Origin of the sequence: Novosphingobium kunmingense (assembly GCF_002813245.1) — a bacterium.
GTDB lineage: Bacteria > Pseudomonadota > Alphaproteobacteria > Sphingomonadales > Sphingomonadaceae > Novosphingobium > Novosphingobium kunmingense.
Window position 1 is genome coordinate 554679 of sequence record NZ_PHUF01000004.1, and the last position, 21563, is coordinate 576241.

The 21563-nt window shown below is 67.2% G+C and carries 24 protein-coding genes; 7 read left to right on the forward strand and 17 right to left on the reverse strand.

The features are described 5' to 3' along the window. Positions 1-146: 146 nt before the first annotated feature. Together ruvB and ruvA are read right to left on the reverse strand one after the other, a co-directional pair. Entirely contained in the window at positions 147-1193 is a 1047-nt protein-coding gene (ruvB, locus tag B0I00_RS12060) for a Holliday junction branch migration DNA helicase RuvB (RefSeq protein WP_100867615.1), read from the reverse strand. Continuing rightward, positions 1190-1789 (reverse strand): Holliday junction branch migration protein RuvA, encoded by a 600-nt coding sequence (gene ruvA / locus B0I00_RS12065; RefSeq protein ID WP_100867616.1) that lies wholly within the window; start codon positions 1787-1789, stop codon positions 1190-1192. Before ruvA ends, ruvB begins: the two co-directional genes overlap by 4 nt. Positions 1790-1920: 131 nt before the next feature. Here ruvA and B0I00_RS12070 point away from each other — a divergent pair, with 131 nt between their 5' ends. Beyond that, on the forward strand, positions 1921-2457 hold the full coding sequence (locus B0I00_RS12070; RefSeq protein WP_100867617.1) for an acyloxyacyl hydrolase: 537 nt from the start codon (positions 1921-1923) through the stop codon (positions 2455-2457). A 60-nt stretch (positions 2458-2517) separates the two neighbouring features. Here B0I00_RS12070 and B0I00_RS12075 read toward each other — a convergent pair whose 3' ends face one another. The 4 genes from B0I00_RS12075 to B0I00_RS12090 all read right to left on the reverse strand — a co-directional run bounded on the left by B0I00_RS12075 (position 2518) and on the right by B0I00_RS12090 (position 4711). Then, positions 2518-2856, reverse strand: coding sequence for a hypothetical protein (locus tag B0I00_RS12075; RefSeq protein ID WP_100867618.1), 339 nt, complete (start codon positions 2854-2856; stop codon positions 2518-2520). A 94-nt stretch (positions 2857-2950) separates the two neighbouring features. After that, positions 2951-3454 (reverse strand): nucleoside deaminase, encoded by a 504-nt coding sequence (locus tag B0I00_RS12080; protein ID WP_232730219.1) that lies wholly within the window; start codon positions 3452-3454, stop codon positions 2951-2953. 7 nt (positions 3455-3461) lie between these two features. After that, positions 3462-3950 carry a crossover junction endodeoxyribonuclease RuvC gene (gene ruvC / locus B0I00_RS12085; protein ID WP_100867619.1) on the reverse strand — a complete coding sequence of 163 codons (489 nt, stop codon included), beginning with the start codon at positions 3948-3950 and terminating at the stop codon, positions 3462-3464. Continuing rightward, on the reverse strand, positions 3947-4711 hold the full coding sequence (locus tag B0I00_RS12090) for a YebC/PmpR family DNA-binding transcriptional regulator (RefSeq protein ID WP_100867620.1): 765 nt from the start codon (positions 4709-4711) through the stop codon (positions 3947-3949). Before B0I00_RS12090 ends, ruvC begins: the two co-directional genes overlap by 4 nt. Positions 4712-4795: 84 nt before the next feature. Here B0I00_RS12090 and B0I00_RS12095 point away from each other — a divergent pair, with 84 nt between their 5' ends. Beyond that, positions 4796-5551: a CPBP family glutamic-type intramembrane protease gene (locus B0I00_RS12095; protein ID WP_157812553.1), complete on the forward strand. Its 756-nt coding sequence runs from the start codon at positions 4796-4798 to the stop codon at positions 5549-5551. On the opposite strand, the gene B0I00_RS12100 is transcribed toward B0I00_RS12095, so the two are convergent. From B0I00_RS12100 to B0I00_RS12115, 4 genes are all read right to left on the reverse strand, one after another. Further along, on the reverse strand, positions 5548-5865 hold the full coding sequence (locus B0I00_RS12100; RefSeq protein WP_100867622.1) for a heavy metal-binding domain-containing protein: 318 nt from the start codon (positions 5863-5865) through the stop codon (positions 5548-5550). The genes B0I00_RS12095 and B0I00_RS12100 overlap by 4 nt on opposite strands. 64 nt (positions 5866-5929) lie before the next feature. Continuing rightward, positions 5930-7234 carry a metal-dependent hydrolase family protein gene (locus B0I00_RS12105; protein WP_100867623.1) on the reverse strand — a complete coding sequence of 435 codons (1305 nt, stop codon included), beginning with the start codon at positions 7232-7234 and terminating at the stop codon, positions 5930-5932. Positions 7235-7303: 69 nt separating this feature from the next. Continuing rightward, positions 7304-7540 (reverse strand): DUF2312 domain-containing protein, encoded by a 237-nt coding sequence (locus B0I00_RS12110; protein ID WP_100867624.1) that lies wholly within the window; start codon positions 7538-7540, stop codon positions 7304-7306. A gap of 44 nt (positions 7541-7584) precedes the next feature. Next, positions 7585-7920 carry a DUF1244 domain-containing protein gene (locus tag B0I00_RS12115; protein ID WP_100867625.1) on the reverse strand — a complete coding sequence of 112 codons (336 nt, stop codon included), beginning with the start codon at positions 7918-7920 and terminating at the stop codon, positions 7585-7587. Between the two features lie 65 nt (positions 7921-7985). Here B0I00_RS12115 and pyk point away from each other — a divergent pair, with 65 nt between their 5' ends. Then, positions 7986-9440, forward strand: coding sequence for a pyruvate kinase (pyk, locus tag B0I00_RS12120; protein WP_100867788.1), 1455 nt, complete (start codon positions 7986-7988; stop codon positions 9438-9440). Here pyk and B0I00_RS12125 read toward each other — a convergent pair. Next, positions 9437-10099 carry a YggS family pyridoxal phosphate-dependent enzyme gene (locus tag B0I00_RS12125; protein ID WP_100867626.1) on the reverse strand — a complete coding sequence of 221 codons (663 nt, stop codon included), beginning with the start codon at positions 10097-10099 and terminating at the stop codon, positions 9437-9439. The two genes, pyk and B0I00_RS12125, sit on opposite strands and share 4 nt — an antisense overlap. Between B0I00_RS12125 and B0I00_RS12130 the strand changes: the two genes are divergently transcribed. Beyond that, on the forward strand, positions 10098-10652 hold the full coding sequence (locus tag B0I00_RS12130; RefSeq protein WP_100867627.1) for a thiamine phosphate synthase: 555 nt from the start codon (positions 10098-10100) through the stop codon (positions 10650-10652). The two genes, B0I00_RS12125 and B0I00_RS12130, sit on opposite strands and share 2 nt — an antisense overlap. 80 nt (positions 10653-10732) lie before the next feature. Next, positions 10733-13090, forward strand: a complete 2358-nt coding sequence (locus tag B0I00_RS12135; protein ID WP_100867628.1) for an FtsK/SpoIIIE family DNA translocase — start codon at positions 10733-10735, stop codon at positions 13088-13090. Here B0I00_RS12135 and B0I00_RS12140 read toward each other — a convergent pair. From B0I00_RS12140 to B0I00_RS12155, 4 genes are read right to left on the reverse strand one after another with little or no spacing between them, the layout of a single operon-like run. Beyond that, positions 13087-13854, reverse strand: a complete 768-nt coding sequence (locus B0I00_RS12140) for a kinase (RefSeq protein ID WP_198519242.1) — start codon at positions 13852-13854, stop codon at positions 13087-13089. The two genes, B0I00_RS12135 and B0I00_RS12140, sit on opposite strands and share 4 nt — an antisense overlap. A 26-nt stretch (positions 13855-13880) precedes the next feature. Then, positions 13881-14369, reverse strand: coding sequence for a GDYXXLXY domain-containing protein (locus B0I00_RS12145; RefSeq protein WP_157812554.1), 489 nt, complete (start codon positions 14367-14369; stop codon positions 13881-13883). Further along, a complete protein-coding gene (locus B0I00_RS12150; protein ID WP_100867631.1) occupies positions 14366-15487 on the reverse strand; it encodes a DUF2157 domain-containing protein in 1122 nt (373 codons plus the stop codon). Before B0I00_RS12150 ends, B0I00_RS12145 begins: the two co-directional genes overlap by 4 nt. Positions 15488-15502: 15 nt before the next feature. Further along, positions 15503-15964 carry an Lrp/AsnC family transcriptional regulator gene (locus tag B0I00_RS12155; protein WP_100867632.1) on the reverse strand — a complete coding sequence of 154 codons (462 nt, stop codon included), beginning with the start codon at positions 15962-15964 and terminating at the stop codon, positions 15503-15505. 135 nt (positions 15965-16099) lie between these two features. On the opposite strand from B0I00_RS12155, the gene ald reads away from it, so the two are divergent. Beyond that, positions 16100-17215: an alanine dehydrogenase gene (gene ald / locus B0I00_RS12160; RefSeq protein ID WP_100867633.1), complete on the forward strand. Its 1116-nt coding sequence runs from the start codon at positions 16100-16102 to the stop codon at positions 17213-17215. Here the strand turns inward: ald and B0I00_RS12165 are convergent. Then, complete coding sequence (locus B0I00_RS12165) at positions 17212-17619, reverse strand: acyl-CoA thioesterase (RefSeq protein ID WP_100867634.1); 408 nt, start codon at positions 17617-17619, stop codon at positions 17212-17214. The genes ald and B0I00_RS12165 overlap by 4 nt on opposite strands. Next, positions 17612-19669, reverse strand: coding sequence for a S9 family peptidase (locus B0I00_RS12170; protein WP_100867635.1), 2058 nt, complete (start codon positions 19667-19669; stop codon positions 17612-17614). The genes B0I00_RS12165 and B0I00_RS12170 overlap by 8 nt, the downstream gene beginning before the upstream one ends. A 38-nt stretch (positions 19670-19707) precedes the next feature. Here B0I00_RS12170 and B0I00_RS12175 point away from each other — a divergent pair, with 38 nt between their 5' ends. Next, positions 19708-21525: an aminopeptidase P family protein gene (locus B0I00_RS12175; protein WP_100867636.1), complete on the forward strand. Its 1818-nt coding sequence runs from the start codon at positions 19708-19710 to the stop codon at positions 21523-21525. Positions 21526-21563 lie beyond the last annotated feature (38 nt).

Here is a 21563-nt window from a genome sequence, read left to right on the forward strand (position 1 = left end):
CTGCCGCAAATGAAAGGAATAAAGGTAAACCGCCTAGCGCATTAACCTTGAATCCGCTGCCTCATCGGACCGGAATCGCGCGACAGACCGCGGCTTCGGCCGCCGTGTCCTGTTTCGGGACCGTCAACTGACGTGCGGTTAACGGCTTAGCCCATGGTGCCAGCCGGATCGCCCGAATCGAACAGGCCGACCTGACTGCCGCTTGGCGGGGCAAGGTCCAGGTGTTGCCAGCCCCGGTCGTTTAGGCATCGGCCACGCGCGGTGCGGGCGACGAGACCCAGCTGGATCAGGTACGGCTCGATCACGTCCTCGATCGTGTCGCGCGGTTCGGACAGGCCCGCGGCGAGCGTTTCGACGCCGACCGGGCCGCCCTTGTAGATATCGGCGATCATGTGGAGATAGCGCCGGTCCTGCGCGTCGAGGCCAAGCGAATCGACCTCGAGCCGCGTCAGCGCGCCGTCCGCCAGGTTGCGCGTGATCGCGGCGTCGCCGCCGACGTGGGCGAAGTCGCGCACCCGGCGCAGCAGCCGCCCCGCAACGCGCGGCGTACCGCGGGCGCGACGGGCGATCTCCTGCGCGCCGCCCGGGTCGATGCCGATGCCGAGCAGCCCCGCCCCGCGCGTCACCACGCGCTCAAGCTCGGCAACGGTGTAGAAGTTCAATCGCACCGGAATGCCGAAACGGTCGCGCAAGGGGGTGGTCAACAGACCCTGCCGCGTGGTCGCGCCGATCAGGGTGAAGGGCGGCAGGTCGATCCGCACCGAGCGCGCCGAAGGTCCCTCGCCGATGATCAGGTCGAGTGCGCGATCCTCCATCGCGGGATAGAGCACCTCTTCGACCACCGGATTGAGGCGATGGATTTCATCGATGAACAGGACGTCGCCGGCTTCGAGATTGGTCAGCAGCGCGGCCAGATCGCCAGACTTGGCGATGACCGGCCCCGACGTTGCGCGAAAGCCCACGCCCAGTTCGCGCGCGACGATCTGCGCCAGCGTGGTCTTGCCCAGCCCGGGCGGGCCGTAGAACAGCACATGGTCCATCGCCTCGCGCCGCGACCGCGCGCTGTCGATGAACACCTTGAGGTTGTCCTTCGCCCCGGCCTGCCCGACGAATTCGGCAAGCGTCTTGGGCCTGAGCGCCGCATCGGCATCCTCTGGCTGCGGCGCGGGGGTGAGGAGCGGGTTGTCGCTCATCCCGCCGCCCGCTTCAGGCCGACCCGGATCAGGTCATTGAGCGCCGCGCCTTCGCCCAGTTCTTCGATCGCGCGGGCCACGGCAAGCGTCGCGACATTGGGCTTGAAACCAAGGTTCTGGAGCGCCGAGACGGCATCGGCGCTGGCCGATCCGGCGGGGACGGCGGCCATCGCGACGCCGGCGACCGTCGCCAGTCCGCCGGCCTTGTCTTTCAGTTCGTTGACGATGCGGCCGGCAAGCTTGGGCCCGACCCCCTGGGCGCGGGCGATCATGGCGGCGTCGCCGGCGGCGCAGGCGCGCTGCAGATCCTCGATGCTAAGCGCGGAAAGGACCGCCAGCGCCATCTTGCTGCCGACGCCCTGCACCGCGGTGAGCAGGCGGAACCAGGCGCGTTCCTCGCCGCTGGCGAAGCCGACCAGGCGCATGTCGTTTTCCGAGACCTGCAGTTCGGTGTGGACCGTCACCCGGTCCCCCCGCGTGCCGAGCGCGTCGAGCGTCTTGGCGCTGCAATGGACGAGATAGCCGACGCCGTTCACGTCGATCACCGCCCAGTCGGGGCCGAAATCGTCAAGCAGGCCGGACAGGCGGGCGATCATGGCCCGGGATTATCGCGCGGTCGCCTCGGGCACAAGGGGCGGGAACAAGGCGCGAACAGGTTTATTGTTCAGGACGCCGCAAGCCCAATCGGCTAAGGCCTGGCAAACATCTGTCATTCAAGGGAATTGCGATGCCGATCAGCCGCCATCTGCCCCTCGCCGCCGTGACGCTGGCCCTTGTCGCCGCGCCTGCCGCGGCGCAGGAGGTTTACCTTGGCGCCAGTTTCCATGCCGTCGATCTGCCGACCAGCCTCGACAACGGCGAAGTGGGTGGTCACGATGTGCAGTTCGGCTTGCGCAGCGATCCGATCGAGGCGCTGGCCGTGATCGGCAAGCCGTCGATCTATGCACACGGCCAGATCGGCCTCGATCGCACGACCAGCCTCGGCGCGGTGGGACTGAGCTGGAAGCTGGGCGACGCGATCTATGTCCGGCCTGGAATCGGACTTGCCCTGCACAGCGACCGCATCCGCGAGTTCGCGGGGCCCCAGCGGATCGACCTCGGCTCGCGCGTGCTGTTCGAGCCCGAACTGGCGCTGGGCGCGCGTCTGAACGACCGCGTGGCCTTGGAGGCAAGCTGGGTCCACGTCAGCCACGCCACCCTGCTGAGCGGCCAGAACCCCGGCATGGATTTCCTCGGCGCGCGGCTGGTCTACAAGCTCAACTGACACGAAAAGGGCCCGGAAGCGGCTGCTTCCAGGCCCTCTATCGACATGCCGGCAAAGGCGTCAGAAGCGCGGCAGGACCATGTCCGCCGCAAGGCCACAGGCCAGCGCGGCGCCGCCCACTTGGACCGCCGTTTCGGTGTCGCGCAGCGAAGCGGCGACGCGCACCAGATCGCCGAAGGTCAGGGCGCCGTTGCCGTTATAGTAGCGCGCCGCGTCGGCCAGGCGATCGACCTGGCGGGTCGACAGGTGTCCGCGCAGGAACTCGGCCGCGCAGCTCGCCTTGTTCTCGCTCATGCCATAGCGCATCAGCGCGTCGCTGATCTGATAGCGGCTGGCCGTGCAGGCCGACAGCGCCAGTCCGGCAACGGCGGCAAGGGTAAGGGACTTGGCAAATCGCATGGGCTGCTCCCGCTGAAACTCGAATGGCGCGCCCTAGCCCACCGACACTGAATGACCACTGGCGCGCGGGTTCAGGCTGCAGCAAGGCAGGCGCCTACGTGTTGGCCTGCTGGTCTTCGGGCACGTCGTCCTCCGGCCCGAAATACAGCCGCGCGCACTCGTGTGGCAAAACGCCGCCGTCGAGCGTCAGATCCTTCTTGAAGGCGTCCCGGATGAAATCGACCGTGTCGAGATGGCGATCCTCGAAATACATCCGGTGCACGTCGCTGCGCCCGGCGCCGAAGACGATCCGCTCCACCCCCGCCCAGATCGACGCCATTGTGCACATGCCGCAGGGCTGAAGCGTGGTGTACAGTGTGGCGCCGCGCACCTGCATGGTGCCGACGGCCCGGCACGCCGCGCGCAAAGCCTCGATCTCGGCGTGAGCGGTAGGGTCGCAATGTTCGGCCGTGCGGTTGACGCCCTCGGCGACAAGCTGCCCACCGCGCACCACCAGGGCGGCAATCGGCGTGTTCGCCGGATCGGTGCCCTTTTCCTGCGTGGCGAGCAATATCGCCCGGGCCATCCACTCTTCGTCGCTGCGCGCCGGGGTGCTCATGCCCCGATCAACGGGCGAGGAGTGCGCTCGTTCCCGCCAGATGCGCGTGGGCGATGGCGACGGCCAGCGCATCGGCAGCATCGGCGCCCGCCACCTTGGCCCCCGGCAGCAGCACGCCGAGCATGGCCTGGACCTGCGCCTTGTCCGCGCCGCCGGTGCCGACCACCGCCTTCTTGACCAGCCGGGTGGCGTATTCGCTTACCGGCAGGCCGGCGCGGGCCAGGGCGAGCAGGCAGACCCCGCGGGCCTGGCCAAGCTTGAGAGTCGATTGCGGGTTCTTGTTGACGAAAACCTCCTCCACCGCCCCGCAATCGGGACGGTGGCGCAGGATCACGTCGGTCAGTTCGCGGTCGAGCGTGACCAGCCGTTCGGGCAGCGTGGCGCGGGCATCGGTCTTGACCTGCCCGTTGGCAATGTGGGTCAACCGGTTGCCGCTTTTCGCGACGACCCCCCAGCCGGTGCAGGACAGGCTGGGGTCGAGGCCGATTATGATCAGGCCAGCTTCTCCATCACCGAATCGGGGATTTCGTAATTGCCCCAGACGGTCTGGACGTCGTCGTCGTCGTCGAGCACGTCGATCAGCTTGAGCAGGGTCGCCGCATCGTCCGCGCCGACCTCGGTCTTCAGGCTGGGCCGCCAGGCGAGCTTGACGCCTTCGGCTTCGCCCAGCGCCTTTTCCAGTTCGCGCGCGACCGGGTGAAGGTGCTCGACCGCGACCCAGATCTGGTGGCCGCCGGGGTTCTCGTCGCCGTCGCCCATGTCGCTTTCGACATCGTCGGCGCCGGCCTCGATCGCGGCTTCGAGCACCTTGTCCTCGTCGCCTGCGCTGGCCGGGTATTCGATCAGGCCAAGGCGCTCGAAGCCGTGGCTGACCGCTCCCGATGCGCCCAGGTTGCCGCCGTTCTTGGCAAAGGCGGTGCGCACATTGGTGGCGGTGCGGTTGCGGTTGTCGGTGAGCGCCTCGACGATGATCGCCACGCCGCCGGGGCCGTAGCCTTCGTAACGCACTTCTTCGTAGTTCTCGCCGTCGCCCTTGCTGGCCTTTTCGATGGCGCGCTGGATGTTGTCCTTGGGCATCGACTGGGCGCGCGCGGCAAGCACCGCGGCGCGCAGGCGCGGGTTCATGTCCGGATCGGGCATGCCCATCTTGGCGGCGACGGTAATTTCGCGCGAGAGCTTGGAAAACTGCGCCGCGCGCTTCTTATCCTGCGCGCCCTTGCGGTGCATGATGTTCTTGAATTTGGAATGGCCGGCCATGGCGTCCTGTTTCGGCTGGAAGGGAGTTGCGCGCGCCCTTACACCGGGCGGGGGCCATTGGGCAAGAATGGGGAGGCAACCAAGGTGAAAGCTTTCGAGGGTAGCGAGGCCGGCGTGACCGATCCGACCCCTGCCCCCACCGTCCGCCATATCCTGGCCGAGTTCGCCGCCTTTCTGCGCGCGCCTGCGATCCTCGATCCGCAGGGCTGGCGAAACGGCGGGATGCAACGCTGGGCCGTGCTGACCTTTCTGCTGATCTTCGGGCTGCTGGCCGTACTGCTGCCGTTCCTCGGCCTGTGGCACAAGCTGATGGGCACGCCCGCGCCGACCGCCTTCGACAACTTTCCGCGGGAATGGCTGGTTCCGGTGACAGTGATCGTCGCCCCGGTTGCCGAAGAACTGCTGTTCAGGGGTTGGCAGCGCGGCAGCGCCGGCGCGCTGTGGCTCTTGGCCTGCGCGGCGGCGGCCGGCCTGGTGCTGATGCAGCCCGCGGCTCTCGCCAACGTCGTTCTGGCGGGCGGAGTGATCCTTGCCGCCATGGTCGCCGCGCCGGTTGGTTGGGCACTGCTGCGCAAGCGACCCGCGCCGCTCGGCTGGTTCGCGCGCGCCTTTGCATGGATCTTTTACGGCGTCGCCATCGGCTTCGCGCTGTTCCACCTGACCAACTACCCGACCTTCGGCCTGGCAATGCTGCCGCTGGTCCTGCCGCAGCTATGGGCCGCGCTAGTGCTGGGTTACCTGCGCCAGAAGCTGGGCCTGGCGCAGGCGATCCTCGCGCACATGCTGGCCAACGGCAGCTCGATCGGCCTGGCGCTGATGTCGGGGACGGTCGGCGGCTAAAGAACCACCGCCGTGCCCGAAGCGCTGACCATCAGCATCGAGCCGTTGGAACCGAGCACCTCGTAGTCGATGTCGACGCCGATCACGGCGTTGCCGCCCAAAGCCGAGGCCTGACCTTCCATTTCCTCGAGCGCCTGCTTGCGCGCGCGGGCCAGCACGTCCTCGTAGCTGCCCGACCGCCCGCCGACGATGTCACGCACGCTGGCGAACAGGTCGCGAAACAGGTTCGCGCCAACGATCACCTCGCCGGTGACGATGCCGAGATACTGCTGGACCGGACGGCCTTCGACGACGGCGGTAGTGGTGGAAAGCATGGGTCATTCCCTTCCCGTTGACTGAGCGCCCGAGATAGGGGCCCGCCACCGCGCCGCAAGGGGATCAGTCCTGCTTGATCACTTTGCCTTGCTTCATCACGAAGCCGACCGTTTCCAGCCGCCGCACGTCGGCGAGCGGATCGCCGGCAACCGCGATGATATCCGCCGCCATACCCGGCGCGATGCGGCCCAGCCTGTCCTTCTGGCCCAGCGCTTCGGCCGCGCCAGTCGTTGCCGCGGCGATCGCCGCCATCGGCGTCATCCCGCGATCGACCATCAGCGCGAACTCTTTGGCATTGTCGCCGTGCTTCGACACGCCGGTGTCCGTGCCGAAGGCGATCCGGACCCCCATCCGCACGGCCAGCACATGGCTGGCGCGCGCTGCTGCGGCGGCTTCCTCGGCCTTGGGCAGCACCGCCGCCGGCAGCACGCCCTTGCGCGCGTTCTCCACGGCGGTTGCACTGGCCAGCATGGTCGGGACCAGCCAGGTGCCCCTGGCGACCATCGCCTTGGCCGTCGCTTCATCGAGGAACGTTCCGTGGTCGATCGTATCGACCCCGGCGTTGACTGCGGCCAGCGTGCCTTCCTTGGCATGGCTGTGGGCCGCCGCCTTGCGGCCGAAGCCGTGGGCCGTGTCGATCACCGCCTTCATTTCGGCATCGGTCATCTGCTGGCCAAGGCCGCCGGCGACATTGGACAGCACGCCGCCCGTCGCGGCGAACTTGATCACGTCGGCGCCAAGCCGCACCTGTTCGCGCGCGGCGCGGCGGCAATCATCGGGGCCGTTGCAGACATTGTTGTAATCGCGCGGATGGAACGCGTCGTAGGCTTCCTCGCTCAGCCCGCCCATGTCGCCATGACCGCCGGAGATCGAGATCATCTCGCCCGCGTTGACCACGGTCGGCCCGGTCAGCTCGCCGCGGGCAATCGCATCGCGGAGCGCGCGAATGCCGCGCGGCGGACCGCCCAGGTCGCGCACCGTGGTGAAACCGGCCAGCAGCGTCGTTCTGGCACGGGCCGAGGCTTGCAACACCTCGTCCTCGCGGTCGCGGTTCATGGCTTCGAGCCGCGAAGTCAACGGATCGCCGCTGCTGAACAGGTGGACATGCATGTCGATCAGGCCCGGAAGGACGAAGCGATCCTTGAGATCGACCAGTGTCGCCCCGGCTTCAGGCGCCACGAACCCATCGCGCAATTCGGCCACCTTGCCGTCACGCACCACGATCGTCGAGGCGCCGCGCGGCTGCTGGCCCGGCCGGTCGAGCACCTTGCCGGCCTGGATGTAGACCACCGAGCCACCGGCCTGACCCTGCGCCGCAACGGCGCCGCAAGCCGCGGCCGCAGCCACTATCCATTTCAATCCGCGCATCTTTTATCCTCCCTCTCGTTCAGGGAGGGAGGTTAGCCCCGCGCGCCGGCGGCGCAAGGGGCTCGCCGGTCAGCCGATGCCGAGCGCCGCCTTGTAGGTGTCGAGCAGCATTTCCATCTCGGCGCGGTCGTCGGGCTTCATCTTCCTGAGCCGGACGATCTGGCGCATGATCTTGCCATCGTAGCCGACCGCCTTGCCTTCTGCGTAGACGTCTTTGATGTCGTCGGCGATGCCCTTCTTCTCTTCCTCGAGGCGTTCGATGCGCTCGATCAGAAGGCGCAGGCGGTCGTCGGTGGCTTCGGCCATGGTGGGGGGTGCTCCAGTAAGATGAGAATCGGTTGAGCGCGCTCTTAGGAGGCGGGCGCGTTCTTCTTCAAGCTCTCGGCCATGGCAGCAAGCTGGTCATCCGTCGCTTCCCTGTGGAAACGTGCTTTCCAGTCGGCGGAAGGCATGCCGTGAATCACCGCCCGCGCGCCTTCCTTGTCATAGGGCGCGCCAGCCTCGCGGATCCAGTCCGCAAGGCAATTGCGGCAGAAGCCCGACAGGATCATGAGATCCAGGTTCTGCGCATCATGACGGTGTCGCAAATGGCGCACCAAGCGGCGGAACGCGGCGGCGGCTACGGCATCGTCGAGCTCGTCGAGCGGATCGCCCGCGGTCGCATTCGTATTTTCCGAGCAGCTCATGGCATGGGTCCTTGGTCTTTCACCGCCCCTTTGCCATAGGGCGCAGTTGAAACGGAAGGAAGATGATGGCCAAGATCGATCCGCGCGGCCGCAAGGTGAAGATCCTCGCGACGCTGGGCCCTGCCAGCCGCAGCCCCGAAATGATCGAGAAGCTGCTGCGCGCCGGCGCCGACGCTTTCCGCGTCAACATGAGCCACGGCGATCACGAGACCCACGCTGCCACTATCTCCGCGATCCGCGACGTCGAAAGGGCGGTCGGCCGCCCGGTCGCGGTGCTGTGCGACCTGCAAGGCCCCAAGCTGCGCGTCGGCCAGTTTGCCGGCGGCAAGGCGGTGATCCGCCATTCGGGCCATTTCACCTTCGACCGCGATCCCGCACCCGGCAATGAAAACCGCGTCTGCCTGCCGCATCCGGAACTGTTCGGCATCCTCAAGAAAGGTCAGCGCCTGCTGATCGACGACGGCAAGCTGAAGCTGCGCGTGATCCAGGCCAGCCCGAACGCGATCCTGTGCTCGGCCGAAGTCGGCGGGGTCATTTCCGACCGCAAGGGCGTCAACGTGCCCGATGCGGTGGTGCCGATCCCGGCGCTCACCGACAAGGACCGGCGCGACCTGGCCTTCGCGATCGAACATGGGGCCGACTGGATCGCCCAGTCGTTCGTCCAGCGCCCCGAGGACGTAGCAGAAGCGCGCCGCCTGATGGGCGGTTACGGCGCGCTGATGGCCAAGATCGAAAAGCCGGCCGCAGTCGATCGGCTTGAACAAATCGTCGAGCTGGCCGACGGGATCATGGTCGCGCGCGGCGATCTTGGCGTTGAACTGAATCCCGAGGAAGTGCCCCCGATCCAGAAGCGCATCGTCGCCATGACGCGCCGTTCGGGCAAGCCTGTCGTCGTCGCGACGCAGATGCTCGAATCGATGATCGAAAGCCCGGCCCCGACCCGGGCCGAGGTTTCGGACGTGGCCAACGCGGTCTATGACGGGGCCGACGCGGTGATGCTTTCGGCCGAAACCGCAAGCGGGGCCTGGCCAGAGGAGGCGGTGACGATCATGCACCGCATTGCCGGCCAGGTGGAAAGCGATCCCGGCTATCGCCGCCAGGTCAGCTTTGCCGAGGTCGAACCTGACACGACCACCGCCGACGCGCTGAGCAACGCCTGCGCCAGCATTGCCGAGAGCCTGCCGATCGCCGGGATCATCGTGTTCACAGGGTCTGGCAGCACGGCCCGCCGCGTAGCCCGCGAACGCCCCGCCGCGCCGATGCTGGTTCTGACCCCTTCGGCAAAGATCGCTCGGCGCTTGGCGCTGTTATGGGGCGCGCACGCTGTCAGCACCAAGGACATCGGCAGCTTCGAAGAAATGATCGGCAAGGGCAAACGCATGGCGCTGCGCCACGGCTTCGGCACGGCCGGATCCAAGCTGATCGCGCTGGCCGGCGTCCCCTTCGGCACCCCGGGATCGACCAATCTGCTGCACGTCGTGACCCTGACCGGCGACGAATTGAAGAACCGCGAGGCTTAACCTCGCGCGCCGAACAGGGCGGAGCCGACGCGCACGTGCGTCGCGCCCAGCATGATCGCGGTTTCGAAGTCGTCGCTCATCCCCATGCTGCGGCCTGCAAGGCCATTGTCGCGCGCCAACTTGTCGAGCAGAGCGAAGAACGGCGCGGGTTCGATTCCAAGCGGGGGTACGCACATCAGGCCGATTACCGGCAGGTCCGCACCGCGCGCTTCGGCAAGAAGCGCAGGGAGATCGGCGATGGCGCAGCCGCCCTTCTGCTCTTCAGCGCCGATGTTGACCTGAACGAAGCAGGGCACGCGGCGGTCCGCCCTGTCCATCGCCCTGGCCAGCGCGCCAATCAGCGAAGGACGGTCGAGCGAATGGATGCAGTCGAACAGCGCCACTGCATCATCGGCCTTGTTGGACTGAAGCTGGCCGACCAGGTGCAGCTCGATCCCCACATGGCGTTCGCGCAGGGCGGGCCACTTCTCCTGCGCTTCCTGCACTCGATTTTCGCCGAAAACGTGCTGGCCAGCCAGAATCAGCGGTTCGATCGCCTCGGCAGCATGAGTCTTGCTGACGGCAACGAGCGTCACATCCTCGTCCGTGCGGCGTGCGATCCTTTTCGCGCTCGCGATGCGGGACTGGATTTCAGAGAGGCGTGTGGCTGGATCGGTCATGGCGCGCTGCTATAGCGGGGCAATGGCGCGAATGAAGCCCCTGCCGACAGTGTGGATCGTTTCGGATGCGCGCAATGACGCGTCGATCGAACGGGCGCTCGCCCGGTTGCCGCGCGGGAGCGGGATGATCGTCAGGCACTATCACCTGGCCAAGGCGGACCGCCGGCAGCGCTTCGACCGACTGAAGCGCCTCGCATGGGCGCGCGGTCACCTGGTTGCTTTGGCCGGAGATGCGCGCATGGCACGGCGCTGGGGTGCGGACGCGGCCTATGGTTCACCGGCGACGCTTGCCGGTGGGCCGGCCGTGCCCCGGCTGGTCGCGATCCATTCGCTGCGCGAAATGCGCCGGGCCGCCCGCGCCGATGCGGTATTGCTTTCGCCCGCTTTCCCGACGCGCTCGCATCCCGGCAAGGCAATCCTTGGCCCGCTGCGCTTCCGGCTGATCGCGGCACGCTCGCAAGTTCCGGTCATCGCACTGGGCGGCATGGACGGCCACGCCGCAAAGCGTCTGAAGTGGCCCCGCTGGGCCGCGATAGACGCCTTTTTGCGGTGAAGCGACTCGCCGCAAATCCGCGGATTCTTGACGCGGAGTCAGTGCAGAGCGCATAAAGCGGGCCTGACAAGGGGAGCTTCATGGCAACACATCCGGTTTCTGCGGGACAGCGCGGCGCGCGGGTCGATTGGCGCGCGGTGCTGCGGCGTGCCGTGCGGCGCAGCGCCGAGATCGGCGGGGCGGTCCTCCTCGGCCTTGGCATGGTGTTCTTCGCCCTTGCGCTGCTGAGCTACCACCAGACCGATCCCAGCGCCTCGACCGCTGCGGCGGGACCGGCGCAGAACTGGATGGGCGGCGCCGGCGCCTGGGTGGCGGAACGCGCGCTGTTCCTGTTCGGCCCGGTATCGGTGCTGTTCCTGCCGCTGATGTACGTCATGGCGCGCAAGCTGCTGCGCCTGGTCGAGGAAGAGGACCGCAACCTGCCCCACGCCGACCATGCCTGGTGGCGCCCGATCCTGACCCTGCTCCTCGCCATGGCCATGCTGTCGTCCGTGCTGTCGCTGATCGTCACCGAAACGCGCGGCTCCTTCCCCGCGTCCTTCGGCGGCGTCTCTGGCCTGCTGGGGTCGAGCGGGATCCGCTGGCTGGCCGCGCAATTGCCCGAAGCCGGACAGTTCTGGGCCATCGCGGTTGCGGGCCTCGCTTGTCTGACCGGCGGCGCGGTGCTGGCCGGCCGCGTTTTCGCGATTGACTGGGGCAGCCTCTTCACCCTGCCGCTGGCGCTGACCCGCCGACCCAGGCTCGACAGCCTGGGCGCCGCGGTCCCGATTCCGGTCGTCCGCGACCGCAAGGCCCGCGACGATCGCGGCAGCGCGCCGGTGCCCCTCGCCGCCCCGCGCAAGCCGCCGGAAATCACCGATCCCAACCGCCCGGCCAAGCCAGCGCAGATCGGCGCTGCCAGCCGTCAGGGCGATCTGTTCGACACCTTCGAACTGCCGGGGCTCGACCTGCTCAAGGATCCGCCGCCGCAATCGGGCCAGAAGATCGACAAGCTGGCGCTGGAACGCAACGCGCGCCTCCTTGAAACCGTGCTCGACGATTTCAACGTCAAGGGCGAGATCACCGCCGTCCGGACCGGTCCGGTCGTGACCATGTACGAACTGGAGCCGGCGCCCGGCATCAAGGCAAGCCGCGTTATTGGCCTCGCCGACGATATCGCCCGCAACATGAGCGCGATTTCGGCTCGCGTATCCTCGATTCCGGGCCGCACGGTCATGGGCATCGAACTACCCAACGCCGACCGCCAGATGGTCAGCTTCAAGGAACTGGTCGGCTGCGAACAGTTCGCCCAGGCCAAGGGCATGCTGCCGATCATCCTCGGCAAGGATATCGCAGGCGAACCGATCGTGGCCGATCTGGCCGCCATGCCGCACCTGCTGGTCGCGGGCACGACCGGGTCGGGCAAGTCGGTCGGCCTCAATTGCATCCTCCTGTCGCTGCTCTACCGGCTGACCCCCGCGCAGTGCCGGATGATCCTGGTCGATCCCAAGGTGCTCGAGCTGAAAAGCTACGACAACATCCCCCACCTGCTCTCGCCCGTGGTGACCGAACCGGCCAAGGCGGTCCGCGCACTCAAGTGGGCGGTCGAGGAAATGGAGCGTCGCTACCGCCAGATGAGCGAGCTTTCGGTGCGCAACCTCGCCGGCTTCAACGACAAGGTCCGCGCCGCGCAGGCCAAGGGCAAGCCGCTCGGCCGGCGCATCCAGATCGGTTTCGATGGCGAGACAGGAGAGGAATTGTTCGAGGAGCAGCAGCTCGATTACCAGCCGTTGCCGCAGATCGTGGTGATCGTCGACGAACTGGCTGACCTGATGGTCACGGTCGGCAAGGAAGTTGAAGTGTTGATCCAGCGCCTCAGCCAGAAAAGCCGCGCCGCCGGCATCCACCTGATCATGGCGACGCAGCGTCCTTCGGTCGACGTCATCACCGGTGTGATCAAGGCCAACCTGCCGACCCGCATAAGCTTTGCCGTCACCAGCCGCATCGACAGCCGCACGATCTTGGGCGAACAGGGTGCCGAACAGCTGCTGGGCAAGGGTGACATGCTTTACAAGCCCAACACCGATCCGATCCGCCGCGTCCACGGCCCCTTCGTGTCCGACGAAGAAGTCGAGATGATCGCCGATTTCTGGCGCGGCCAGGGTAGTCCCGAATATGTCGATTCGGTCACCGAGGAGCCCGAGGACGGCGGCTTCGGCTTTGACGACCTCGACGCGACCGCATCGGACAGCCCGGAGGAACGCAAATACCGCCAGGCCTGCCAGATCGTCTTCGAAAGCCAGAAGGCCAGCGCATCGTGGCTGCAGCGACAGCTTGGCGTCGGCTACAACACGGCGGCAAAATGGGTCGAGCGGATGGAGGCGGACGGCTTCGTCGGGCCTGCCAACCACGTCGGCCGGCGCGAGATCTACCGCGACAAGGACGGCAGCCCGCTCTAGTCGATGGCGCGCACCGCGCGGCCTTCGTCGAGGCGCACGGTCAAGTCGGCATGGTCCGGCATGGTCGCAAGCACGTGCCGGGTCAGCCGCTCGTAGTGCTGGATGAAGCGCACGATCTGCTCGGGCGTCATCACCGCACTGCCGCCCCGCATCCGCAGGTCCGCTTCCTGCTGTTCGCGCCAGGCAGCGACCACCTCCCACGATGGCGCGGCAAGCAGGATCAGCCGGTTCACCGCTGCGAACAGGGGCTGATAGTCGCCTGCCAGCCGTGCGTTGGCGTGACGCCGCCAGGTCCCGTCCGGGTCCTCCTCGCGTTCGAACGCGTTGACCGGCGTGGCCAGGGCCGCCTCGTTTTGTGGCGTGGCGCCAAGGCACCAACCTTCAAGCAGCAGCACCTCAGTTCCCGGCGGCGCAGGTGGCCATTCGATCCGCGGCAGGGGGTCGTCGCTGGCCTTGTCGAAACGCGGCAGCGGCGCGGCCTCGCCTCGCTTGAGGGCGTCCACCGTGGCAAGGCCAAGCCCGGGATCGTGCGTCCCCGGCACGCCCCTGGTGGCAAACAGCGGATGGATCGTCCGCGCCAGTTCCTGGCGCTCCTCCCGGCCGAGGTAGAGATCGTCGAGCGAGAGGGTCGCCACCTTCACCCCGCGCAAGGCCAGCTGTTCGGCCAACGCGGCGACGAGCGTGGTCTTGCCCGATCCCTGCGCCCCGCAGATGCCGATGGTGTAGAGGCCAGGTTGCCGCCAATGCGCGATCCGCGCCAGCAGGGTGCCGACAAGGTCGGGATCGGCGATCACGGCGAGGCCGGCTGCCTTGCGGCGCGCGGACGGAAGCTGATGCGAAGCGGGGTGAGGTGACCATCGGGGCGCAGGCGGATGCGGACCACGCCTTGCCTGGTCGGGTCTCGCAGGTCCCTTTGCAGGCGCAGCGCCTCGCCCTGCGATGCATAAAGCCGTCCGCTCGATCCCTCGCCCTCGCGCACGAAGGGGGTGCAGTCCTCGTCGTCCCGCCTGATCCGCACACGGGCGATAGTTGGGGCAGTCCCGGTCAAGCAGAGCGCGTTGACGCCATAGACCCGTTCCGGTTCGGCAAGGTTGCTGGCGGGCCAATCGTACTGGAACTGCACATAGTGCCCTTGCAACAGGTCGCGCGGGTCATAGCCCTGGATTGGCACGTCCCACTCGGTGCCCTGGCGGCTGAGGCGCTCTTCTTGCAACCACATCCCGCCCAGGCCCAGCAGCGGCAGCAACAGGGCCACGCCATGAAGCAGCGCGCGGTTCAAGCCTCCACCTCCAGGGGCGGGGCGTATCGGCGCGCTACCCGCACCGCGACCCAAGCAATGCCGAGGATCAGCAGCCCGCTGACGATCAACCCCGCGCCGCTCGACAACAGGTCGTTCTCCAGCTCGAAACTCAGCACGATCAGCCGCAGCGCCAGGGCCCCCACCGCAATCTGGAACAAGCTTCGCCAGCCGCCGCGCAGCGCGAGCGCCGCAACAGCAACCCACAGCGCCATGAACAGCAGCGCGCCGCCGATCGCTTGTCCCGATAGAGGCCACGCCAGCAGGGTGACGACGCCGGATGCCGCCACCATTCCCGCCGCCGCCTCGCCCGACCGGTCGGGCCTCGCTCTGTAAACCAAGCCTGCCGCGCCGAGGCCGGCCACACCCCAGGTCACGAAGGCGAGCAGCAGGCGGATCCCGTCCCCGCCGCGCGACAAGCGATCCACCCCGGCGAGGATCGCGACCAGGCTCGCACCGACGAGGGCATAGGCAAAGCCGATCTGTTCGATCCGGCGCCAGAACGCAGTCCGGCTCGAGCGAGCGCGCAAGACCACTCCCAGCGGTGCGAGCACCAGTGGCAGCGCGGTCGGCAGCGCGAAGACCAGGAACGAGCCGTCGCGAGCCTCCTGTTGCAGGGCAAAGTCCCACACCGCCACAATCAGCGTCCCGCCAAGCCCCAGCGCGGTCAGCCAGCTAGCCCCGCGCAGCAGAAACAGCGCGCCGAACAACGCCAGCCACACCGTCAGCGGCTGCCACAACGGCGAGGTGGTCTGATAGGCCTGCCCGACATGGCCCATGAAAGTGAGGCCAAGGGCGCCGAAGACGAACAGCAGCGCCTCTTCGGTCCAACTGTCGTTCAGCCGTAACGACCACAGCGCGACCGCCGTACCGAACAGGATGGCAAGGTGCATGCCGAGGCGCACGGTGGCAGGAATTGCGTCCCAGTTGGCGGCGACGACCGAGATCAGCCCCAGCCCGATCGCCAGCGCGCCGATCCCGATCACCGCCCAGAGAGCGAGCGGACGGCTGTGCGCGTCTTCGAACTGGCGAATGCGGCCCGCCGCTGCGGCGTCGATCAGGCCGGCCTCGACCCAGGCGTTCAACTTGCGCTCGTTCACAAGGCCGTTCCTATCTCAACCCCTCGGCACCGGATAGCCCTGCCAGCGCTTGATCCGCCGGATCGCAAAGGCCGAACGCATCGAGGAGACTCCCGGCAGCCGCGCCAGGCAATCGCGGTGGATGCGGTCGTACTGTTCGAGATCGATCGCCGCCACGCGCAACAGATAGTCGGCCTGCCCGCTCATCAGGTGGCATTCGAGGATGTCGTCGAAATCGCCCACGGCGCGCTCGAACCGGTCCATCGCCTCGCGGCTCTGGCTGGTCAGGGTGATTTCGACGAAGGCCTGAAGTTTCAGCCCGAGCCGCCCGCTGTCGACCTGCGCGGCATAGCCGGTGATGATCCCCCCTTCTTCCAGCGCCTTGATCCGGCGGTGACAGGCCGACGACGACACGCCGACAAGGTCCGCCAATTGGGCGACCGAGCGCGAGGAATCATCCTGCAGCGCTTCAAGGATCGCGATGTCGGCCCTGTCCATGATATTTAATCCCGATTTTTATCTTAAGTGCGGGATTTATCGCCAAGAATGCGCCCCGTCGAGGCAAAGTTCGGTGAAACATTCGCCGCAAACCGGCGTATCCTGGCAGCACAGCGTTTTTACCGGAGAGCATCGATGCGCGTCGGCACCGTCAAGGAAATCAAGAACCACGAATACCGCGTCGGCCTGACGCCCGAGAGCGTGCGCGAACTGGTCGCCCATGGCCACGAAGTCTGGGTCGAAACCGGCGCCGGCAGCGGCATCGGCGCGTCGGACGAGGACTACCGCGCCGCGGGCGGCACGATCAAGCCCACCGCGGCCGAGATCTTCGCCGAATGCGAGATGGTGGTGAAGGTCAAGGAACCCCAGGCGGTCGAACGCGCCCAGCTGCGCAAGGGCCAGATCCTCTACACCTATCTGCACCTCGCGCCCGATCCCGAACAGACCGCCGATCTCGTCAGGTCGGGCGTCACGGCAATTGCCTATGAAACGGTCACCGGCGTCGACAATTCGCTGCCGCTGCTGAAGCCGATGAGCCAGGTCGCCGGGCGCATGAGCATCCAGGCCGGCGCCACGGCGCTCGAAAAGGCCAACGGCGGGCGCGGCGTGCTGCTCGGCGGCGTGCCGGGCGTACTGCCCGCCAAGGTGGTGGTGATCGGCGGCGGCGTGGTCGGCTTCAACGCCGCGCAGATGGCCGTGGGCCTTGGCGCCGACGTCACCATACTCGACCGCGATCCGGGTGTGCTCGAACGGCTCGACAGCCATTTCGAAGGCCGCGCCCGCACGCTCTATTCGGGCCGCGCCGCTCTCGCCGCCGAAGTGGCCGAGGCAGATCTCGTCATCGGCGCGGTGCTGGTGCCGGGCGCTGCGGCGCCCAAGCTCGTCACCCGCGACATGCTGAAGACGATGAAGCCCGGCGCGGTGCTGGTCGACGTTGCGATCGACCAGGGCGGCTGCTTCGAGACCAGCAAGGCGACCACCCATGCCGAACCGACCTATGTGGTCGATGGCATCGTCCACTACTGCGTTGCCAACATGCCCGGCGCGGTGGCGCGGACCAGCACCTATGCCCTGAACAACGTGACGCTGCCCCACGCGCTGCGCATTGCCGACATGGGCTGGAAGGCTGCCTTGAAGGCCAACCCGCACCTGGCCGCCGGGCTCAACGTCCACGAGGGCCAGATCACCTACGAAGCGGTCGCCGGCGATCTCGGCTACGACTACGTCCCGACCGAAAGCCTGCTCGGTTAATCGCCCATGAAGGGGCGGAACGGCGCCAGGACGTCCTCGCGCACCCGCGCGAGGCGTCCGGTGGCGCGGTCGATCATCGCCCAGGTTGTGCGCGCGCTGACGATGACCTTGCCCTCGGCGTTGCGGAAATCGACCCGCCGGTCAAACCGCGCGCCGGTGGGCGGCGCCGGCAGGAAAGTTTCACCCTTGACCGTCTCGCCCGGACCGATGTTGCCGCGATAGTCGATCTCGTGCCTTGTCACGACCCAGATATAGGTTTCGCGGAGCGCCTCGGGCGCGACCGCGGCCCAGTGAGACGTCGCGATGTCCTGGATCCATTCTACCCAGACCGCGTTGTTGACGTGACCCAGTTCGTCGATGTGCGATGCGTCCGCAGCGAAGGCCTTGCCGAAACGTTCAGGCATGGCCCGGATCCAGCTGCCACAGCACGAAGGCGAACTCCTCTGCCGTTTCCTTGAGGCTTTCGAACCGTCCCGACTTGCCGCCGTGGCCCGCACCCATGTTTGTCTTCAAAAGCAGCTCGTTATCGTCGGTCTTCAATTCGCGCAGGCGGGCGACCCACTTGGCGGGCTCCCAGTAGGTGACGCGCGGATCGTTGAGCCCGGCGGTCACCAGCAGCGGCGGATAGGCCTGGGCCTTGACCTGGTCGTAGGGACTGTAGCTGCGAATCAGCTCGAAGGCGGCCTTGTCCTCGATCGGGTTGCCCCATTCGGGCCATTCGCCCGGGGTCAGCGGCAGGCTGGCATCGAGCATCGTGTTGAGCACGTCGACGAAGGGCACGTGGGCCACGACCGCGCCCCACAGGTCGGGATCGGAATTGATCACCGCCCCCATCAGTTCGCCCCCCGCCGATCCGCCCGAAATGCTGATCCTGCCCGTCTTGGTATAACCGAGCGCGATCAGCCCCCTGGCCACGTCGACGAAGTCGGTGAAGGTGTTGGCGCGCCGCTCCAGCTTGCCCGCCTTGTACCAGGCGCGGCCGAGGTCGTCGCCTCCCCGGATGTGGGCGATGGCATAGGCAAAGCCGCGATCCACGAGGCTGAGCCGCGTGGTCGAGAACCCCGGGTCGATGGCGATGCCATAGGCGCCGTAACCGTAGAGGTGGAGCGGGCCGCCCGGCGCCCGGTCCTTGCGGTAGACGATCGACACCGGAATCGGCGTCCCGTCGCACGCGGCGATTTCCAGCCGCTCGGTCGCGTAGAGCGAGGCATCGTAGCCCGAAGGGATTTCCTGCACCTTGAGCGTGGTCAGGGTGCGGGCGGCCACGTCGTAATCCAGCACCGAGGCGGGGCTGACCATCGATTCGTAGCTGAGCCGCAGCGTGGTGACCGCCCATTCGGGGTTGTCGCCCAGCCCCGCGACATAGCTCGCTTCGGGGAAAGCGATCGGTTCGACCCGCGCGGGATCGTCGTAGTAGCGCACCTCGATCTGGTCGAGTCCGGCGCGGCGGCCCTCGATCACGTAGAAGTCGCGGAACAGGTCGAAGCCGGTCAGGTAGAAGGCATCGCTGCCCTCGATCAGCGTGGTCCAGTTGCCGGGATCGGACAGCGGCGCGGTGGCGAGGCGGAAGTTTTCGTGGGTGTCGTTGGCATGGACGAAGACCGTGCCTTCGCGCAGGTCGACATCGTATTCGACGCCCGTCTGGCGCGCCTTGACCAGGATCGGGGCCGCCAATGGATCGGCGGCGGGGACCAGCCACACTTCGCTCGTCTCGTGGTCGGACGTCCCGATGATCAGCCATTCCTCGTTGGCCGAAAGAGAGGAGCCGACGCGGAAGCCTTCGTCGTCCTCGTGGTAAAGCTCGACATCGCTCGAGCTTGGCTGGCCGAGCCAGTGCAGGCGCGCATTGTCGGTGCGCCATTGGTCGTTGGCGAGCGAATAGACCAGTCCCTTGTCCTGCGCGACCCAGACCAGGCTGGACAGGGTGCCGGGAATCTCGTCGGCCAGTACTTCGCCCGTGGCGATAACCTTGATCCGAGCGGTAAAGCGTTCCGAGCCATTGTCATCGACCGACCAGGCGAGCAGCTTGCCGTCGTTCGAGACAGAAATCGCGCCGAGACGAAAGTAGTCGTGTCCTTGGGCCAGCGCGACCTCGTCGAGGATCAGTTCGTCGGGGCCGCCGGCGACGGGCCTTCGCCACCATTTCTTGTATTCCGCGCCTTCCTCGAACTCGATCCAGTAGAGCCAGTCGCCGTCCTTCTGCGGGACCGACTTGTCGGCCTCCTTGATCCGCGCCCGCATCTCCTTGAACAGCGCGTCGATGGCGTCCTTCTGTCCCGCCATGCGCTGTTCGAACCAGGCGTTCTCGGCCTCGAGGTGGGCCAGCACCTCCTTGTCCTTGACCACCGGATAGCCGGGATCGCGCAGCCAGGCGTAATTGTCCGCCACCTGGATCCCGTGGTGGGTTTGGACAAAGGGCTTTCTAGCTGCGATGGGGGGTGTGGCAAGAGTCATGGCTTGGCTCTATGGTGGGGGCCAAAGGACTGCAAGACATGCTGATGAACACCCATGAGGCGCGGCTCGACGCGCTGCGCAAGGAACTGAAGGCTCGCGGGCTCGACGGCTTCGTGATCCCGATCTCCGATGAACACATGAGCGAATACGTCGGCGCCTATGCCCAGCGGCTCGCCTGGCTGACCGGCTTCGGCGGTTCGGCCGGCAGCGCGGCAGTGTTGGCCGACAGGGCCGCCGTCTTCGTCGACGGACGATATACCCTGCAGGTGCGCGAGCAGGTCGACGCGCGTCTGTTCGAATACCAGTCGGTGCCGGCCACCTCTATGGCCGAGTGGCTGGCCGCGAACGCGCCGGCAGGTGCACGGATCGGCTACGACGCCTGGCTGCACGGCAAGCCGTGGGTCGATCAGACCGGCGCGGCGCTCAAGGCCAAGGGCGCCGAACTTGTCGCGACCAAGGGCAACCCGATCGACGCGATCTGGCAGGACCGTCCGGCCCCCAGCCTCGCTCCGGCAATGGTTCATCCGACCGAGCACGCCGGCCAGTCGAGCGAGGCCAAGCGGAGCCAGGTGGCCGAATGGCTCACCGCGCGCGGCCTCGACGCGGCAGTGGTCTCGGCGCTCGACGGGGTGGCCTGGCTGCTCAACATCCGCGGCAGCGACGTCGATCGCACGCCCGTGGCGCTGAGCTTCGTCCTCGCCCACGCCGACGGCACAGCCGAACTGTTCATCGCCGAGGAAAAGGTCACGCCCGAGCTTCGTGCGCACCTGGGCAACGCAGTGACGATTCGCCCGCGCGAGGCTTTCGTGCCGCAGCTGCAGGCCTTGGCCGGAAAGAAGGTCGCGGTCGATCCCGAACGCTCGGTCCAGGCGGTCTTCGCCGCGCTTGAAGGCGCCGGGGCGCAGGTCGTCGAACTGACCGACCCGACCGTCCTCGCCAAGGCGGTCAAGAACGAGGTCGAACAGGCCGGCCAGCGCGCCGCCCAGGCCCGCGACGGCGCAGCAATCGCCCGCTTCCTCCACTGGCTGAGCGTCGAGGCACCCAAGGGCAGACAGGACGAGTTGTCCGCCGCGGCGAAACTGCAGGCCTTCCGCGAGGAAACCGGCCTGCTCAAGGATCTGTCGTTCGACACGATCAGCGCCGCCGGCGCCCATGCCGCCAGCCCGCACTACAAGGTGGACGAAGCGTCCAACATTCCGATCGAGCCGGGCTCGGTCTATCTGGTCGATTCGGGCGGGCAGTATGCCGACGGCACCACCGACATCACCCGCACGGTGTGGATCGGCAGCGAAGATGGCCTGGCCGAGCCGACCACCGAGCACAAGGACCGCTTCACTCGCGTTCTCAAGGGCCACATCATGCTGGCCCTCGCCGTCTTTCCCAAGGGAACGGCGGGTAGCCAGCTCGACAGCCTGGCGCGCTATGCGCTGTGGCAGGCGGGCGTCGATTACGCCCATGGCACCGGCCACGGCGTCGGCAGCTTCCTCTCGGTCCACGAAGGGCCGCAGCGCATCGCCAAGGCGGCGGGCGGGCAGGCCGGCACCGGGCAGGAACTGCTGCCGGGCATGATCCTGTCGAACGAGCCGGGCTATTACAAAGCCGGCGATTTCGGGATCCGAACCGAGAATCTGGTACTGGTCGAACCGCGCGAGATCGCAGGGCAGGAGGGCGAATACTTCGGCTTCGAAACGCTGACCCCCGCGCCGATCGATCGCAGCCTGGTCGATGACAGCATGCTGACCCGCGACGAGGTCGAATGGTGGAACGCCTATCACGCCAAGGTCTGGCAGATTCTTTCCCCGCAATTGCATGGCGATGCGCTGGAATGGCTGCGAGGCGCCTGCGCGCCCTTGTGAGGCGATCCATGTTCTCGTAATGTTCCATTCGACTCGCG